This is a genomic window from Nonomuraea sp. NPDC049684, assembly GCF_044465345.1.
Classification (GTDB): Bacteria; Actinomycetota; Actinomycetes; order Streptosporangiales; family Streptosporangiaceae; genus Nonomuraea.
In genome coordinates this window covers 227,566-244,948 of the sequence record NZ_JBITLO010000011.1, presented here as the reverse complement: position 1 = coordinate 244,948, position 17,383 = coordinate 227,566, and the positions used below count along the sequence as shown (strand labels likewise).

At 72.4% G+C, this 17,383-nt stretch carries 13 protein-coding genes; 2 read left to right on the top strand and 11 right to left on the bottom strand.

Annotation, left to right across the window (positions count from 1 at the left end; genetic code table 11):
- Positions 1-1,401, bottom strand: coding sequence for a hypothetical protein (locus ACIBST_RS31505; RefSeq protein ID WP_397176944.1), 1,401 nt, complete (start codon positions 1,399-1,401; stop codon positions 1-3).
- A 1,113-nt stretch (positions 1,402-2,514) separates the two neighbouring features.
- Here ACIBST_RS31505 and ACIBST_RS31500 point away from each other — a divergent pair.
- Complete coding sequence (locus ACIBST_RS31500) at positions 2,515-2,679, top strand: hypothetical protein (protein ID WP_397176943.1); 165 nt, start codon at positions 2,515-2,517, stop codon at positions 2,677-2,679.
- Between the two features lie 1,052 nt (positions 2,680-3,731).
- Here ACIBST_RS31500 and ACIBST_RS31495 read toward each other — a convergent pair.
- The 9 genes from ACIBST_RS31495 to ACIBST_RS31455 form a co-directional block, all read right to left on the bottom strand.
- Positions 3,732-4,124 (bottom strand): (deoxy)nucleoside triphosphate pyrophosphohydrolase, encoded by a 393-nt coding sequence (locus ACIBST_RS31495; protein ID WP_397176941.1) that lies wholly within the window; start codon positions 4,122-4,124, stop codon positions 3,732-3,734.
- A gap of 13 nt (positions 4,125-4,137) precedes the next feature.
- A complete protein-coding gene (locus tag ACIBST_RS31490; RefSeq protein ID WP_397176939.1) occupies positions 4,138-5,235 on the bottom strand; it encodes an NlpC/P60 family protein in 1,098 nt (365 codons plus the stop codon).
- 2 nt (positions 5,236-5,237) lie between these two features.
- Positions 5,238-5,864: a hypothetical protein gene (locus ACIBST_RS31485; protein ID WP_397176937.1), complete on the bottom strand. Its 627-nt coding sequence runs from the start codon at positions 5,862-5,864 to the stop codon at positions 5,238-5,240.
- A 2-nt stretch (positions 5,865-5,866) separates the two neighbouring features.
- Positions 5,867-8,158 carry a type IV secretion system protein gene (locus tag ACIBST_RS31480; RefSeq protein ID WP_397176935.1) on the bottom strand — a complete coding sequence of 764 codons (2,292 nt, stop codon included), beginning with the start codon at positions 8,156-8,158 and terminating at the stop codon, positions 5,867-5,869.
- On the bottom strand, positions 8,155-10,632 hold the full coding sequence (locus ACIBST_RS31475; RefSeq protein ID WP_397176933.1) for an ATP-binding protein: 2,478 nt from the start codon (positions 10,630-10,632) through the stop codon (positions 8,155-8,157). The genes ACIBST_RS31480 and ACIBST_RS31475 overlap by 4 nt, the downstream gene beginning before the upstream one ends.
- Positions 10,633-10,679: 47 nt before the next feature.
- Positions 10,680-13,727, bottom strand: a complete 3,048-nt coding sequence (locus ACIBST_RS31470) for a TcpE family conjugal transfer membrane protein (protein WP_397176932.1) — start codon at positions 13,725-13,727, stop codon at positions 10,680-10,682.
- Positions 13,728-13,782: 55 nt separating this feature from the next.
- Positions 13,783-14,028 carry a hypothetical protein gene (locus tag ACIBST_RS31465; RefSeq protein ID WP_357974902.1) on the bottom strand — a complete coding sequence of 82 codons (246 nt, stop codon included), beginning with the start codon at positions 14,026-14,028 and terminating at the stop codon, positions 13,783-13,785.
- An 81-nt stretch (positions 14,029-14,109) separates the two neighbouring features.
- Positions 14,110-14,862, bottom strand: a complete 753-nt coding sequence (locus ACIBST_RS31460) for a conjugal transfer protein (protein WP_397176930.1) — start codon at positions 14,860-14,862, stop codon at positions 14,110-14,112.
- A 622-nt stretch (positions 14,863-15,484) separates the two neighbouring features.
- A complete protein-coding gene (locus ACIBST_RS31455; RefSeq protein WP_397176928.1) occupies positions 15,485-15,784 on the bottom strand; it encodes a hypothetical protein in 300 nt (99 codons plus the stop codon).
- Between the two features lie 197 nt (positions 15,785-15,981).
- Here ACIBST_RS31455 and ACIBST_RS31450 point away from each other — a divergent pair, with 197 nt between their 5' ends.
- Positions 15,982-16,281, top strand: a complete 300-nt coding sequence (locus ACIBST_RS31450) for a hypothetical protein (RefSeq protein WP_397176926.1) — start codon at positions 15,982-15,984, stop codon at positions 16,279-16,281.
- Positions 16,282-16,295: 14 nt separating this feature from the next.
- On the opposite strand, the gene ychF is transcribed toward ACIBST_RS31450, so the two are convergent.
- Positions 16,296-17,372, bottom strand: a complete 1,077-nt coding sequence (ychF, locus tag ACIBST_RS31445; protein ID WP_397176925.1) for a redox-regulated ATPase YchF — start codon at positions 17,370-17,372, stop codon at positions 16,296-16,298.
- Positions 17,373-17,383 lie beyond the last annotated feature (11 nt).

The window sequence follows — 17,383 nt, the reverse complement described above, 5'->3', positions numbered from 1 at the left end:
CTACTTGCGGCCCCAGCGCTTCTTCCGGTGCTTGGGGTCCTGCATCTCCTTGGTGGCGCCCTCCGGGGGCTGCGGCGGCAGCGGCTGGACGACCGTCGCGGCGTCCCCCTCCGGCGGCAGGTACGGCGGCGGCAGGTAGCCCTCCGGCGGCCCCGGCTGCCCGGCCTGCGGCTCCATCGGCGGGCGCGGCTGCACCGGCTGCTTCGGCTCGAACAGGGACGGGCCCTGCTGCCAGGGCTCGGAGTCGCCGCTCTCGGCCGCCGCCGCCGGGGCGAGCGGGAACTCGCGCTCGTCCTCGTACGGCTTCCCGCCGCCCGGCGGGATCTCGGCCGGCGGCTGCTCGGCCGGGATCAGCGGCTCGAACGGGTCACGGTACTCCTGGGCGGGCTGCGGCGGCTCGTTGTAGCTGTCGAACTCGTCGGGGTGCAGGACCACGGGCTCGGGCGCGGTCGCCGGCGTCGTGGGGGGCATGGCGGCGGGCACGGTCGGCGCCGGCTCGGGCGGGTAGCCGCCCTGGGGCCCGTACGGGTCGTGGTAGGCCGGGTCGTGGTGGGCCGGACCGTAGCCGGGCTGGCCGGCCGGGTAGGTCTGGATCGGGACGAAGCTGATGATCGGCGCGTACGCCGTGCCGCCCGGGTAGCCGGGGGCGGGGAAGGACGCCGTGGCGTAGCCGGGGCCGGCGGGGTAGCCGGGCGGCGGCGCGTCCGGGCGGCCCATCGGGGAGCCGGCCAGCGGGGGGCCCGCCTTGCGCACGGCCGCCGCGTGGGCCATGCGGCGCAGCCGTCCCTCGAAGATGAGCACCGCGAACAGCGCGAGCAGGACCAGCACCAGCGCCGGGATGCTGAGCTTCTGCGTCAGCGACTTCTGGTCGAACTCCGGCGCGGCCGCGCGCACCTCCAGCTGGACCGAGTCCGTGCTCGGGGCGGTGTCGGCCGTCAGCGGGGCGGTCGCGGTGGGCGGGTCCGTCGGCGCGACGGACGGCATCTCGACGGACGGCTCCGTCGTCTGCTCCGTGGGCAGCGGCCCGGCCGTGGTCTGCGCGGTGGGCAGGGGCGCCAGCGGCTGCTGCGTCGTCTCCTGGACGGGCGGCGGCGTGGGGGCCGCGGTGGTCTTGGGCGGCTTCGGGGCCTTCGTGGTCTTCGTCGGGCTCGCGGTGACGGTGTGGGTGATCGTCGTCTCCGGAGCCTCCTCCGGCGTGGGCGTGCCCAACGTCGTCGTGACCGTGACCGTGGTCTGCGGGTCGCAGGTCTGGCCCGCGTCGCACGGCTCCACCGCCGGGTCGAACGCCGCGCTGCCGACCGAAGCGCTCGCGCTCTGCCCCACGAAGGGGGCCACGCCGACGCCCGTGAGCCCGAGCGCTAGGACGATCGCGGACACGGCCGTCGCTCGCGTGCGTGCCACCGGAGCCCTCCGCATAGTCCCGGAACCATGGTCAAGGGAATACTAGTCGGGTCAAAGCAACAGTAAAGACGGAATTACCATACGTTTCGCGGCTTATGGCGGCGTTTAGCTCGCGTAACCAGCCACAAAGCCCCGAGCAGGACGCCGATGGCCCCGATGACCAGCGAGAAGCCGCGCGGCCCGTCCAGCGGGCTGGCGTACGCGACCGGGCGAACCGGTTTCCGCGCCTCCACGACCTGCACCGGCCACGGCGCCCCGGCCCCCGACTCCGGCGCCAGACTCACCGCCCCGCCCCCGGGAACCCCTCCCCCTTGCACCCCACCACCGACGCCCCCGGGCACCATACCCCCGGCGACACCTCCGGGCATCATGTCCCCGGCCGTGCCGCCCGGCGCCACGCCCCCGGCGGCGCTCCCCGGCGCCACACCTCCGGCCACACTCCCCGGTGGCATGACGCCGGGCAGGCTCTGGTGTGTCATCCCCGGCACCGCGCCCTGCGCCAGCCCTGCCGCGCCGGACAACCCCCCGTGCGCCGCACCCCCAGGCAGCCCCTTCTGAACGGCACCCCCGGGCACGCTCCCCGTCACACCACCCGGCAAGCCACCCGCCGCGCCACCCGGCAGGGGCCCTGTCAGGCCGCTCGCCGCGCCACCGGGCAGGCTGCCTGCCGCCAGGCCGCCGGGGAGGCCGTTTCGTGCCGTTCCCCGAGTGCCGGCGGGTGCCCGGCCGGTCGTCCCAGGGGTGACGCCCTGGCCGACGCCTCCCGCACGCGGGAACGCGCCCAGGGTTCCGCCCGTGCCTCCCTGTCGAGGCGTCCGCGCCACGCCCCCGCCGCCGACGCGCGGGAGCGCCCCCCGGGTTCCACCCGTGACAGGCAAGCCTGCGGCTCCTCCGGGGAGGCCGCCCCTTCCCGCCGTCGTACCGGTCAGGCCGGGGAGGCCGCCTCGGGTCTTTCCGCCTGTCCCGGGCGTCAGCCCGGCGACGCCTCCACCCGTCCCCGCGAGGAGCCCGGCGGCGCCCGTCTGCTGCCCCTGTGCGCCTGCCACCTGACGGCCGGGCCGCCGCCGCTTGTGGGGGGCCGTGGCCGGGACGGGCACCGCCTGACCGCTGATCGTGGCGGCCTCGCGCGGCATCTCCTCGGCGACCTGCATGGACGTGGTCCTGTTGATGGTGGTCAGCCCACCGGAGGGCGTCCGCATCCTGGCCACCGCCGCGAGCACCACCTCCTTGGCCCCCTCGGGCGCCTGGAAGGTCACGTCGAGCGCCCGCTCACCGTAGATCGGCCCGAGGGCGCAGACCCGCGCGCCGGGCAGCGTACCGCCACCGGAAGGCGAGCCCTCCACACCGGCCAACGCCCGCGCGGCCAGCACCCCGGCCGCCTGCCGCCCCCCACCGACCTGCCCCCCACCCGGCCCGCCCTCAGCCGGAAACACCCCTCGACCACCCTCGGCCTGAGCCATGCCCTGACCACCTTCGGCCTGGGATGCGCCCTGACCACCCTCAGCCCGAGACACGCCCTGACCACCCTCAACGCGGGACATCCGCCGGCCGTCCTCAGCCCGAGGCACTCCCCGACCGCCCGCAGCCCACGGCGCGCCCTGCCCTGCCTCCATGCGCGGGACCCGCTGGCCTGCCTCGCCGCGCGGCATCCCCTGAGCCCCGCCACCCGGCGGCATCCACTGACCGGCCCCGACCGGCGGGGCGGCGTCCTGGGCGCCCGGACCGAACTGTGCCGCCTCCCGGTCCGCCCCCGCCTGCGGCGCGCTATGACCGGCCTCAAACGGCGCCGCGCCGCGACCGGCCTCGGCCCGCGGTGCTCCGCGACCGGTCTCCGCGCGGGTCAGGTGGCGGCCCGGCCCGGGACGCCACGGCTCCGGTTCCTCCGGAAACGCCCCGGCATCCGGATCCGTCGCATCTCCCGCGCTCCACGGCCCCGGCACGGGGTCCCCTCCGGAGGCCGGAACCCCGTCAACAGCCTCAGAACCCTCAACCCCACCAGCGGACAGCCGGGAAGCACCGGAGGGCGACGGGCACGCCAGCCCCGACAACGCCGCAGCAGGGCTGGTAGCCACCGCGACCTTGGCCCCCTTGCCCATCCCGTTGAGCCGGACCCTGAAACGCTGGACGTCACCCGTCCTGATCCACTGGCCCACACCCTCGGGGCCGCTCACGCGTTCGAGCACGAGCGTCACCCCCGCCGCCGCCACGGGCACGGAGGGCAACGCCACCAGGATCAGCGCTCCAGAAAGGATCCAGCCACGCCGCATCACTCCACTCCCCCACTGCGACAAATCACGTGTAGTAATCGTTATGTCACAGAGAGAGACGGTCTAATCCTGCCGCAGCAGACTCTCCACGGTCTTCATGATCGGCAGGTCGGCGCCCAGCCACTCCACGTCGTAGTACTCCCCCGGCCCCAGCCAGCGAAGAGCCAGATGCTCCCGGGCCTCGGGCGTGCCGGAGGCGAGCGTGGCCAGCCAGACGCGCAGGACGTACCCCTCCGACAGCGCCCAGTCCTCGCCCACGCGCGCGCCCACCGCTATTTCCACGCCGAGCTCCTCGCGGCACTCCCGAACGAGCGCGGCGACCTCGCTCTCCCCCGGGTCCACCTTGCCGCCGGGGAACTCCCAGCCCCCGGCGAGCGCGGCGGGGGCGGCGCGCTGCGCGGCCAGCACCCTGCCGCCGGGGGCGACGATCACCGCCGCGACCACGATCGTGCTCATGCGTTCGTCATCCTCATAGTGCGGGATTCTGCAGCTTCTTGAGCTGGTCGAGCACATCGGGGTTCTGCAGGGGACGGGTGAAGCCCACCTTGTTGTCGCGCGCCTGGTAGCTCGTGACCTTGATCGGCCCGCAGAGCGTGCACCGGGCCTCCACCATCTTCCCCTTGGACACGACGAGTCCGACGTGGCCCGGACTGTCGGCCGACGTGCCCGGACCCGCGTTGAAGAACACCAGGTCACCGGGCTGCTCCTGGCCCGCTGACACCTTCACCCCGAACGGCCACTGCGTGAACGTCGTGCGCGGGATGCTCAGCCCGGCGGCCCGGTAGGCCGCGTAGATGATGCCCGAGCAGTCGAACGCGTCCGGCCCGGTGCCGCCCCACAGGTACGGCTTCCCGCGCTGCGCCAGCGCGAACTGCAGGATCTTGGCCACGACGTCGCTGGGCGCGGCCGCCACCAGGGGGTCGTCGCACTCCTCGGCGGCCTGCGGCGGCACCTCCACCTCACCCGACTTGGCGTACTTCCTGGCGATCTCCTCGACCTGGTCGACGTACCACCAGGCGCGGTTGTAGGTGAACAGGGCCCGCCGGACGTTCTCCGGAGCGCCGTTGCGCTTGAGCATCTTGGCGGCCCCGAGGATGGCGTCGGCGGGGTTGTAGACGTCGCCCACGCCGTCGCCGTCGCCGTCGGAGGCGTAGCCGTTGAAGGTCGAGGAGATCGGGATCTGCGCCTTGCCGCCCCAGGTCGAGATCAGGAACTGCATCGGGCCGGCCGCGCCCGCGTAGTTGGTGCCGCTCTTGACGCCGGGCAGGTCGGAACGGCCGTGGTCGGTCTCGCGCTTACCCACGGCGGCCAGGATGGTCCACTGGACGCCGATCTTCTTGCCCCACTTCTTGTACAGGTCGAGGTAATCGCCCGGGATGTCGGCGGCGCCCGAGTCGGACACCTCCTGCACCTGGGTGCCGCCCTCGCAGTCGACCGAGCCCTCGCCGCCGCCGTTCAGGAAGGACGGCATCGTGACCAGCAGCATCGGCGAGATGATGATCGCGGCCAGCAGCAGGATCCCGGCGAGGCCGAGCAGCAGCCCCAGGCGGGTTCGGGAGGACTTCACCGCTAGCTGTCCCCGTCCTGGCCCTCGGTGGCGGGCAGCACGTCGAAGATCCGCCAGTCGGCGCCGAGCTGGCTCACCGTGACCGCCAGGTCCTCGACGTCCTGCCGGTTGCCGCTCTTCGCGGTGACCTGCCTGGTCTCGGTCACGACGAAGACGATGGAGGTCTTCTCGATCTGCCTGATCTCCTTCAGCCTGGCCGTGGCCTGGGAGACGATCTGGTCGTCGCGGTTCTGCTGGACGGTGCCCGCCGAGGTGAGCGTCCGGGCGAGGATGTTGCCCAGCTCGGCGGTGGTGAACGTCTTGACCCTCGTGGCGTACGCCGCCGGGTCCTCGTCGTACCGGAAGGTGCCGTAGACGGCGGTGAAGCGCTCGGCGAGGTCCGCCGCCGCGGCGAGCTGCTCCTTCTTCATCGGCAGGTACGAGTAGACGTCGAACGGCGCGGCGCTGGCCGTGGCCAGCGGCTTGCTCGCCGCCGCCGAGGGCGCGGACGCGGACGTCGTGCCCGTGGCCGGGGCCTGCTCGGGCGGATCGTCCGAGCTCGGCCACATCGTGAGGTAGACGCCGACCGCGGCGATGACCACGACGATGGCGGCGAAGGCCAGCCCGCGCTTGTCACCGGACTGAGCCATGGTCAGTCCTTGCCTCGGTTGGGCTTGAGCCAGAAGGGCACCGACGGATCGTCACCCGAGCCGCCGTTGCCGCTGCCGCGCAGCCACAGCGGCGGCGCCTCGGACGAGCGGGACGACGGCTCGTCCGAGCCGAAGATCCTGGACCCCGACGACGCGCCGGACGGCCGCGCCGCGGACCCCCCGGACCTGGACCCGCCGCCGTTGCGGGACCCGCCGCCGTTCCTGGCTCCGCCACCGCCGCCGAACAGCCCGCCGCCGGAGCCACGCGACCCCGAGGACGTCGAGCCGCCCGACCCGCCGGACCCGCCGAACCGGGAGCCCCGCGAGCCGCCCGAACCGCCGCCGCGCGAGGCCCATCCGCCGCCCGACCGCCCGCCGAACCAGCCACCGCCGCCGCCACTGCCGCCGCCGCTGCCGCCGCCGCTGCCGGAACCGCTGGAAGAACCGCCGGAGGTCGTGGCTCCGGCGGCCATGCCCCCGGACGGGGTGCCGCCCGCGCCACCGGAGCCGCCGCGGGCGCCGGTCGCCGCGGGGCGGGTCCTGCCGGCCTGGCTGCCGAGGTTGAGCGGCGGCGCGGTGCCCCTGCGGGGTTCGAGCGGAGGCCGGGCCCCCGCCTTGCCGCCGTGCTGGTCGGTGTCGAGCGGCGCGGCACCCACCGGCATCCGGGTGCCGGCCGAGACGCCCTCACCCTCCTCGCCGCGCATCCGCGCCTGGGCGACCGCGGCGCCGGCCGCCGCGCCCGCGCCGCTGCCGGCCGCCGCCGCCCTGATGAGCGGCTCGGCCTTGCGCAGGCCCCACCGGCCGAGCTTGGCCCCGGCGACCGGCGGCAACACGTTCGCGGCCCGCTCCAGGACGGGCGAGCTCGCGGCGTCGCCGAGCATGCGGGTGGTGACCGTGTGGCCGCTCAAGGACGCGAACAGGTGCTGGAACGGACGCCGGTAGAAGAACACCGCGATCGTCAGCAGGGCCATGAACAGCACCTGGAGACCCCAGGGCATGGCCGTGGAGATGATCAGGGCGTACCCGTAGACCAGGACGCTGAGCACGAGCGTCAGCACCGCCTGCCTGAGCAGCGTGCCGACGAGCATCTCCACCCACCGCATGGCGATGATGCGCCCGCTGCCCGGATGCACGCCGACCAGCAGGAACACCGGCCCGAGTATCAGCAGCAGCAGGAAGCCCACCTTGAGCACCAGCAGCGAGACCGCCACCAGGAAGATCAGCAACCCGGCCACCACCGCCGCGATGAGCGCGCCGACGGCCACGCCGAGCCTGCTCGACCAGTCGCGGCCGGAGAAGACGGTGTAGCGGGAGTCGTTCTTGAGCAGCTCGGCGACCTTGGCGTACTCGGCCTGGTGGGCGGCGATGTCGGGGGCGGGCTGGCCGGCCACGGCCGGGGCGATCGACTGCGTCTCCAGCATCTTGCGCCCGAAGTCGCGCACGATCGGCTGCTGCGGGTCGGCGGTGCCGAACATGCCCACCAGCCACGGCTTGCAGACCAGCGTGGACCACAGGGCGTCGGCGTTCTGGTCGACGCCGGCCGTGCCGACCTGGCCGTAACCGCCCGGTTTGACCTGCGGGTTCGTCTGGCCGGGTGGCGGCAGGCAGGACGCGCCGCCGGCGCCCGGCAGGCCGGAGAAGGCGGAGTTGACCACCTCGCCCGTCTTGTCGGTCACGACCTTGCCGAGCCCCGTGAAGTCGCCGGGCCTGCTGAAGAACCACACGGCCACGGTGACCGCGAGGACCATCCAGATCACGCCTTCGGCGGTGGTGGTGGCCCGCTTGCGGATCAGGCCGTACCAGGCGAGCCAGATCGCGCCGAGGATCACGATCGGTCGCAGGAACGGCCAGTACATGGCCTCGGACAGGTTCTGGACGATGTCGTCGACGACGTCCTTGATGGACTGGAGCGGTCCTTCCGTCGCGGCCGCCTGGTACGTCGTGATCGTCAGCCGGTCGATGGCCTTGGCCGCGGTGAAGACGCCGTTGGCCCACATGTTGCCGAGCACGGCGACGTAGTCGGAGCAGCCGAGCCCGTGGGTCTGCCAGAACTGGCCGGCCATGCCGAACTGGCCGTAGTTCGTCGTCGGGGCCTGGACGCCGCCCGCGGGAGGCGGCGGCTGGATCATGCCGTCGGTGCCGCCGCCGATCATCTCGGGGTTGAGCGGCCCCGACAGGTCACAGGGCGCCGCGGCGACGGGCGTGGAGAAACCGCCCACCACCAGCGGAACCGCGAGAACGGCGCTCACGAGCGCGAGCACCAGCGCCAGTCGTCGGGATAGTCGGATCTTCATGACCGTACCTCCTGCGCCCTGCCCACGCCCCCTCGAAGATCATCATGCCCGCCACCGTCTGGTCTGTCGTGTGTCGGGTTCGTGTCGAGCCAGCGGAGCAGTTCTTCGGAGATCAGGTCTACTCCGATGCGCCCGGCTCTGCCATCCAGATCACGGAAAACGCATTCGCCGTTGCCGAGCGAGCGGAGCACGGCCTTGTGCTCCTCCGACGGCTCCACGCCGAGCAGCGACATGACGTGGTCCACCTCCACCCTTTCGGTGGAACGGAACGCGAACACCGAGGACAGGCAGTTGGTCACCTGCTCGTTCAGCAGGTCCCCGGCGTTCTGGGAGACCAGGACGAGCGCGGTGTTCCTCGACCGGCCCATGCGGCTGACCTCGGGGACCAGCTTGGCGCCCTCCGGCGTGGAGGTGATCGCCCACGCCTCGTCCAGGAAGATCGCCTTGGGGGCCCGCCGGTCGAGGCCGTTCATCAGCCTGCGGGCGAACTGCGAGACCAGGTAGAGCAGGGCCACCGACAGCCGCTGCTCGTAGGAGTAGTCGTCCCTGGTCGTGGCGACGTCGGGCAGCGTCAGGCCGCCCAGGGTGAACACGGTGGTCCACCCCTCGCTGTCGATCTGGTCGCCGCCCGAGGGGTCGAAGCAGAGCCTGGCCAGGTGCATCTCCGACATCGACCGCAGCACCGCGCCCAGGTTCTTGGAGGCCGGGTCGTCGGCCTGCTCCAGGTAGTCGACCACCTTGCCCAGCGACGGGTCGGAGCCGTTGGACACCGCGGCCACGGCCTGGATCATGGCCGACTCGCGCTCCTCCGACATGCGGGGCAGCAGCAGCCGCAGCGTCTCGGTCGCCATGGTCTTCTTCGCCGCGATGTCGTCGCCGAACGAGAACGGGTCGAGCAGCCCCGGCGCGGCCGAGCCCAGCGGGATCACCCTGGCCTTGCGCCCGCGCTTGTCCAGGAGCTGGACCAGCGACTCGGCGTCGCCCTTCGGGTCGATCACCGCGACCGTGACCCCGCGCAGCGCCATCTGGTAGATCATCAGCAGCGCGAGCGTGGTCTTGCCGCCGCCCGGCTCGCCGGTGATCGCGATGGCGGTCGGCCGGTTGCGGCTCGCGGCCAGCAGCGGGTCGAAGTGCACGATGCTGCGCGCCCTGCCGACCGTCTCCCCGATGTACGGCCCGAGCCAGCCCTCGCTGCCGTCGTCGAGCCGGTCGCCGAGGTCGACGGTGGCCGTGGCCATGCCGCCCGCGATGGTCCGCAGCGGCTGGCGCTGGGCGTAGGCGTTGACGCGCACCTTCTCGCCCGGCAGCGCCTCGCAGAACAGCGAGAACTGGTCGCCGGTCGAGTTCACCACGTCGATGCCCATGTCGCGGTAGTGCTCGACGACCGCCTCGACCCGCTGCACGCAGATGTCCTCCGTGGGGGCCGAGACGATCAGGCGGTGCCAGCCGTACACGAACGGCAGTCGTTCCTTGGTGATGCCGTGTTCGAGCATGCGGGCCGCGTCGATCTGCTCGGCCAGCGCGATCGGCGCCTCGGCGCCCGCCTCGCGGATGTGGTGGTCCATGTCGCGGGCGTGGGCCAGCTTGCGCGCGACGTCCTTGGACGCCTTGACCGGCGGGATCAGCCGCATCCTGGACGAGATCTCCACCGGGAAGGGCAACTGGTCGGCGAAGTGCATCCACGGCTCGCCGTCGGGGAACGGCATCAGGTCGGGGAAGCGGGCGAACGACAGGTGGGCCACGTACGAGTCGCCCTGCGGCTGCACGATCCGCAGCAGCGACCTGCCGTTGTGGATCTCGCCCTCGACCAGCGACTCGATCTCGCCCTTGCCCCAGCGCCGCTTCGGGCTGGCCGAGGGCGACGGGTCGCCGACCGCTCCTGCGGCGGCGTGCTGGAACAGCCAGGCCACCTCGACGGACGTGGCGTGCCTGGCGTACAGGGCGCTGGAGGCCAGGGCCCGGCCCAGCCGTTCGGCCGACTCCGTCCAGCGGCCGATCTCGCTGTCCGGGACGTGGTCGTCCTCCATGCCGAGCGCCTTCTCGGTCTTCTGGTAGAAGCCGAGGAGCTGGGCGAGCACGCCGCTGCCGAGCTGCTTGCCGCGCGGCCCGAGGCGGACGCCCAGGTAGACCTCCTTCGACCAGAAGTCCTTCGCCCAGACGTGCCGGTACATCTCCTCCAGGTAGTCGCGCCAGCCCGGCCCCTCGTCGGAGGTGGCGTTGAGCGCCATCGCCCACTCGGCCGCCGGGTAGGTGCGGTGCGCGACCCGCAGGTGGACCTCGGCGTCGGGCATCCTGATCGCGGCCAGCGCGATCGTGACGTTGGTGGCCAGCGCCTCGCGCTCCTCCGGCGTGACGAACTCGTAGCTGACCGTCGGAAGCCGGAAGTACGCCCACGCGCAGGTGTCCGTGAGCAGGATGCGGTCGTCGAAGTAGCGGACCGCGAGACGCTGGTGCGCTCGGGACGCCCTGCTCATGCCGCCCCCTCGGCGCATGAACGGGCCAGACCTGCTCGCATGTTCACTTAACGCTCACCGATTCTCGTGCCCGGGGGGTCACTCGCCAACTCCTCTTCGCTCGGTCGGACGGCCTGTCCGTGTGCCTGTACCGCGAAGCCTGCAACCACGACGCCGGCGAGGGCGAGGTAGGCCCGCCGTCCGGCCGCGCGCAACTGACCGGGGTCGACGATCTCCGCGCCGCCGGGCGCCAGGCCGTCCTCCCACGGGACCCTGACGATGGCCCGGCACCTGCCTCTGGCCACCGCCTCCGCCTGCTCGACGTCGGCCATCGAACGCCTGCTCACGCCGTTGACGACCATCACCGCACGCCTGCGCAGCTCGCCGCAGCCGTGCCCGTCGAGCCATTCGTACGTCATCGCCACCGCCTCGGCCGCCTCCTCGCTCGCCGGGACCACCAGCACGAGCTGGTCGGCGTACGGCAGGATGCGGGCCGCGAGCGCGGCGGCCGGGTCGATGACCGACAGCTTGTAGTGGCGGTCGAGCAGGCGCATCGACTCGCCCAGCCGGTGGTCGGAGAAGAAGCTGCGGTCGGCGAGCCGCTGCTCGGCGCCCGCGTCGGTGTCGGCCGAGATCACCTCAAGGCCGGAGGCGGTGCGGGTGGTGAAGCCCCGCATCGTCAGGTAGCCGCTGACCTGGTCGAGGCCGGACAGCAGCGACGTCAGGGTCTCCGGCGTCTCGGGCTCGATCCTGCTGGTCAGCGTGGTGCCGCCGGTGTTGGCGTCGACGGCGACGATCCGGTCGTCGCGGTAGGTGGCGAAGGTGTGGCCGAGCATGAGCGCCGTCGTGGACTGACCCGCGCCGCCGGTGCAGCCGAGCACCACGATCCGCCGGCTGCCGCCGAACACGGCCCTGGCCCTGGCCTCGTCGATCTCGGACCCGTCGGTGCGTACGCCGCCTCCGCCCACCACGACCTGGGCGATCCGGCGCCATCCGCCGGAGTCCCGGCCCACCACGGACTCGACCCTGCGCACCCGTCCCTCGGGAGGCCTGCCGCCTTCGCCGGGCCTGGGAACCGGCACGGGCGCCACGAGCCCACCCGCCCTGTCCCCGGGCCGGCCGCCGGCGGGCCGCCGCCGCGCCGCCACGTCCCGCCCAGGCTCGCCGTACACCTCGGAGGGCTCGTCCGGTACGCCCCCGTCCCCCTCGCCCTGGCCAGCCGCTACCTCCGTACGCGCAGCCGCAGGCCGCTCAACGACGGCACCCACGTCGGCGGACCCCCCCTGCTCGGTGGCAGCCTCCTCGCCCACGGAACCGCCCCTCCCGCCAGAGGCGTCTCCCCCAACAGGGACACCCTCCTCGCCAGTGACAGCCTGCCCCGAGGACGCACGCCCTTCGCCGACAACGGCCCGCTCACCACCAACGGCCGCTTCGCCTCGGGCGGAGGCTCCGCCGCGGGCGGGCACCTCGGCGCGGGCAGGCTCTTCGCCGTCAGCGGGCGCTTCGCTGCCTACAGGCGCTTCACTGGGGGCGGGGGCTTCGGCGGGGGCGGAGGCTTCGGTGGCGGCCTCATGCGCGGTCTCGAAGGACCGTTCGGCGCCGGGAGCGTCGGACCTGGAAGCGTCGAGCCTCGGAGCGTCGGATGTAGAAGCCTCGGGGCTCGGGGCGTCCGTGCTGGCGGCAGGAGCGGTCCGGTCGACGGGGGTGCCTTCGACCGCCGACTCGCCCTCGCCTGTGGGGACGCCTGCCCGTGCCGAGGCCCCCTTGCCGGGATGCGCGCTTTCTTCCGGATACGCGCCCTCGCCCACGGGGCCGGCTTCGGCTGGGGGTGGGGTGTCGGTGGGGGGCTGGGGGGTGGGGATCTGGTCTTCGAGGCGGAGGGGTGGGCCGGAGAGGGGCTTGGCGTCGGGGTCGACCGGGGGCCAGGAACGCTGCGCGCCCAGGATCACCGTCCCGGGCGCGACCCGCGGCGGCTGCCCCTTCCTGTGCTGGTCGCGGGCGATCGTGTTGTCGTCCTCGCGCCCCACGCCTTCGGGACGGCCGGTGACGCCCTGGCGGCGCTCGTCGGTGCTCTCACGACGTCCGGTGACGTCGTCGCGGCGTTCTGCGGTGCCGCGCTCGCCTTCCGCGCGACCCGCGGCCTCGCCGGGCGCGTCGGCGGTGGCGGCGAGCCTGCGCAGCCGCCGCAGGGCCTCGGTGTCGATCGGCTTGCCGGCCACGGGCTTGAGCCCCTCCGCCGGCCGGATCGGCACGACCGCCCCGCCACCCTGCACCTCGCCCGCATCGGCGTCCGCACGCTGACCCGACGCCCTGCGTGCGCTCGGCTGCGTCGCCTCCGAGGGGTCTCTCTCCTCGGGAGCAGCGATCTCGTGGCCGGGGGCGGCGCGGCGGGGGCGGGCGGGGAGGGCGCCGCCGGTGAGCTCGCGGCTGGCCAGCTCTCCGGCGGCGACGTCATGCTCGACCGGCGGCAGCGCCGGTCCGTTCTCATCCCCTGGGACCAGGACCAGCGGCACGTCCCGGCCGAAGGCGGGGGCGGGACGGCGGGCCTGCGGCGCCAGCGCGGGCGCCGTGCCCCGCCTGGTACGCGACCCCCACCCGGTACGCGCCTCCGCCACCGGCGCCTGCTGGGCGGCCGCCGCCGCGGCGGCCACGGCCGGACGGACCTGGCGCGGACCCGTGATCCGCTGCCCCTCACGCTTGCGCTGCGGCTGGCGGGACTTGCGCGCCGCCTTGGCCTTGACCCGGACCGGAGTGGTACGCCAGATGCGCCCCGAGAACGTGACCGCCTCGGGCTCGGACGTGGGCGCGAGCCGGTACCAGGCCTTGGGCTGGCCCAGGTAGCGCAGCTGGGACTCCAGAAGCTCGGTGAGCCGCTTCCCCTCGATGACGGGACGCGTGGACAACCACGTCACGATCCCCGGCGGGACCAGGAACAACACGTGCCACGGCATGGCCACCGGCACGCCCACCAGGATCAGCAGGAGCGACCACGGCACGAACACCCCGACGAACACGCCGATCCAGACGATGGGGAGCGGCATCGGGAGGCGAAGGTCGTAGAGCTTGTAGAGCCGCTTCTCGATGCGCCAGATGTTCGTATACGTGGGCAGGTCCACGCAGTCCTCCTCTCCACCCGCTCGTACATGACCGCCCTGGAGCGGTCTCAACCCTTTACTTGATGCCGAGAGCGCCCGCGATCGCCTTCGCCGTCACCTCGATGATGTTGGGAACGTAGAAGATCACTCCGATGGCCACAGCCAGGATGAGGAACTGGACGAAACGCGTGATCTCGCGGGTGAAGAGGAAGAAGAGCGCGACCACGGAGACGACGACCAGGAACAACGGGGCGAAGAAGGCACGCAGGAAGTTGGCGAGCCCTCCGGTGTCAATGCCGGTCGGCGACGGCGACGGCGTCATTTCGATCAAGGTGAGCACTACGGTCTTCAACGTCACTTCTTGTCCTCCCGGGGGGTACCGAACAACAGCGCGGCCGAGCGTCTATCCAACGGCCCGACCAGCGCCGCGGATGTCGGCGACGTACCACTTGTCGCCCTGCTTCTCCACGGTGAGGCGGTAGGCCTGCTCCAGCCGCCCGCCGACGGCGGCCGGGTCGGTGGCGCTCGGCGTGGCCGGAGCGTCGCCGTTGGGCACGATCCACACCACGACCGCCTGGATCTCTCGGGTGGCACCCCCCACAGGCACCACGATGTCCTTCAGCTCCGCGAAGGTGAAGGCGCTGCCGAAGCTCGGCAGGGTCTTCCCGGCGGCCACGTAGCGCTGCAGCCCGGCGGTGTCGCCGGAGGCGTAGTCCTTGAAGAAGCCCTCCAGTTGCGGCTTGAGCTCGGCCGCCGCCGCGTCGTCGGTCTCCGGCTTGGCGAGCTGCGGCAGGTCGGCGGGGGCCGGCGCGGGAAGGATCGCCGGACGCCCCGAGATGACGAACCGCCTGCCGTTGTCGTCGCCGGAGTAGTAGATCGGGACCGACAGCATGAGCCGGCGCGGCCCGGACTGGAAGGCCACGCTGACCACGGCGTTCTGGGCGTCGGTCGCCTCGATGTCGTACGGCTGGATCGCGACGGCGGCCATCTTGCCGAACCCGTCCCACCACATCTGCGCGTCCATGCCCTCGGCCAGGAACGCGGCGAGCTTCCTGGTCCGGCTGGCCGCGTCTTCCGGGCTGAAATTCAGATAGACCCCCGCGAACTGGGCGGCGAAAGCCATGCCCTGGTCGGCGGGGAATCCCTTGTGCGCCACGGCGGCGCCATTCGTCGTCGTGGGCTCCTGCTGGGTAAACCGCTCAAATGGGGCACGAATCCCATTCACCACGATAACCACAATAAGCGCCCAGAGAATGATGCGGCCGGCCCAGACCAGCCACCGTCCGCCGCCACCGGACCAGCCGCCCCGACGCGGCCTGCGCGAGGGCGGCGCGTCGAAGTCAGCCATGTCCGGGCGCGCGGAAAGCTCAGGCTCGCCAGCGATCCGAGGATCGTGCTGGACGGTAGACCTACGAGCCATCACGCCTCCGCTCGCGCCGATCCCCCCGGTTGGCGCGGTGTCGTCCGTTGCCGATCCCCATCATCCGCGGTGAAGTAGTCACCCTATCCGGTCCCGCCATTCTTCCAGGAAAGCCACGCCCATGCTGCAGGCATGACCGGCCTGACGGCAAACCGGATCCGTATGGCAGACGTCAGTGCCGCTTCCCGTCACTAACTGGCGGAATCACCATTTGACCAGGCCAGACGCCCATTTCCGCCTAGCGCGGCAGACATGGATTCCTGTCCAAAACAGGCATAGATGCTCACGACCTGCGCATTTGGCATGAGAGAGGACAGAGGGTGTTATGCACCACTTCTGGGGGTACGACAGTCTCGGCTCAGGCGGGCTCGGGGTCCTGGCTGGTGCGTGCCCGGCGACGGCTGTGCAGGTCGACGACCGTGGGCGGCACCGCGCGCTCCAGCGACCCCCGCAGGTCGGCGAGCATCGAGGCGGCGTCCCGCTCCCGCACGCGGCTGGCCAGCTCGTTGCGCTCGTCGACCTTCCTGCGCAAATACGCCTCACGGTTGACGCGCAGCCCGTACATGAGCTCGACCCTGATCAGGGCCAGCTCCTCCTCCAGGCTGATGCCCGCGAGGGTGGGCGCCGGACGTCGTTTCCGGATGATGCGTCGGATCATGAGGGCCTCCCGAGTCAGCGTGAACGCCGTGACGATTCGACGCGTAGGGACCCAAAGTGGTTGACGCGTCAGTTGTCCCGGAATCACATAATCCCGGAAGGGCCTGCGCGTTCGTCGTCCGGACGATGGGCTTTCGACGGCGATCCGCCGGTAACCTAGCGTAGCGAAAGTTAGCCCACCGTGATTGGACTGATGTGATGCGTCGCCTCGCCGCCGCCCTCCTGCCCGCCGCCGCGCTCGCCGCGTTCGCCCTCAGCGCGCCCTCCCCGGCCGCCGCCGCGCCCTCCTGGGTCACCGACAGCGAGTGCACCGAGGCGGGCGGCAAGGTCGCCCCCGTCGGCCGCGGCAAGGCCGTGTGCCAGGGCGGCACGTACGCGAACGAGCTCATCCACTTCGACAAGAAGCCCGCCGGCAACGGCGGCGGAGGCCCGCTGAGCGGCGGTGGCGGCCCGCTCAGCGGCGGCCCCGCGGCCCTGCTCGGCGGGCTGCTCGGATAGCGCGGGCCGGCGGATCAGACGTTGAAGCGGAACTCCACCACGTCGCCGTCGCGCATGACGTAGTCCTTGCCCTCGATGCGGGCCTTGCCCGCGGACCGGGCGCTGGCGATGGAGCCCACTTCGACCAGGTCGTCGAAGGAGACCACCTCGGCCTTGATGAAGCCGCGCTGGAAGTCGGTGTGGATCACGCCGGCCGCCTCGGGCGCCGTGGCGCCCTTGCGGATCGTCCAGGCCCTGGTCTCCTTCGGGCCGGCGGTCAGGTAGGTCTGCAGGCCCAGCGTCTCGAAGCCGACCCGGGCGAGCTGGCGCAGGCCCGACTCCTCCTGGCCGACCGACTGGAGCAGCTCCAGGGCCTCCTCCTCGTCGAGCTCGACCAGCTCGGACTCGATCTTGGCGTCGAGGAAGACGGCCTCGGCGGGCGCGACGAGGGCCGACAGCTGCTCCTTGAGCGCGGTGTCGGTCAGCTCGTCGGCGTCGAGGTTGAAGACGTAGAGGAAGGGCTTGGCGGTGAGCAGGTGGAGCTCGCGCAGCTCCTCCCGGTCGAGGCCGCTCTCGAAGACGGTCTTGCCGGTCTCCAGGACGGCCAGCGCGGCCTCGGCCGCCTCCAGCGCCGCCTTCTTGTCCTTGTTGTTGCGCGCCTCCTTCTGCAGGCGCGGCACGGCCTTCTCGACCGTCTGCAGGTCGGCCATGATCAGCTCGGTGTTGATGGTCTCGATGTCCCGCTTGGGGGAGATCTCACCGTCGACGTGCGTGACGTCGGGGTCGCCGAAGACGCGGATGACCTGGCAGATCGCGTCGGTGTCGCGGATGTTGGCGAGGAACTGGTTGCCCCTGCCCTGCCCCTCCGAGGCGCCCTTGACCAGGCCCGCGATGTCGACGAACTCCACCTTGGCGGGCAGCACGCGAGCCGAGCCGAAGATCTCGGCCAGCTTGGGCAGGCGGTCGTCGGGCACGCCCACGATCCCCACGTTGGGCTCGATGGTGGCGAACGGGTAGTTCGCGGCGAGTGCGTTGCCGGTCTTGGTCAGCGCGTTGAAGAGCGTGGACTTACCGACGTTGGGCAGGCCGACGATGCCGATGGAAAGGCTCACGGACAGCGAGT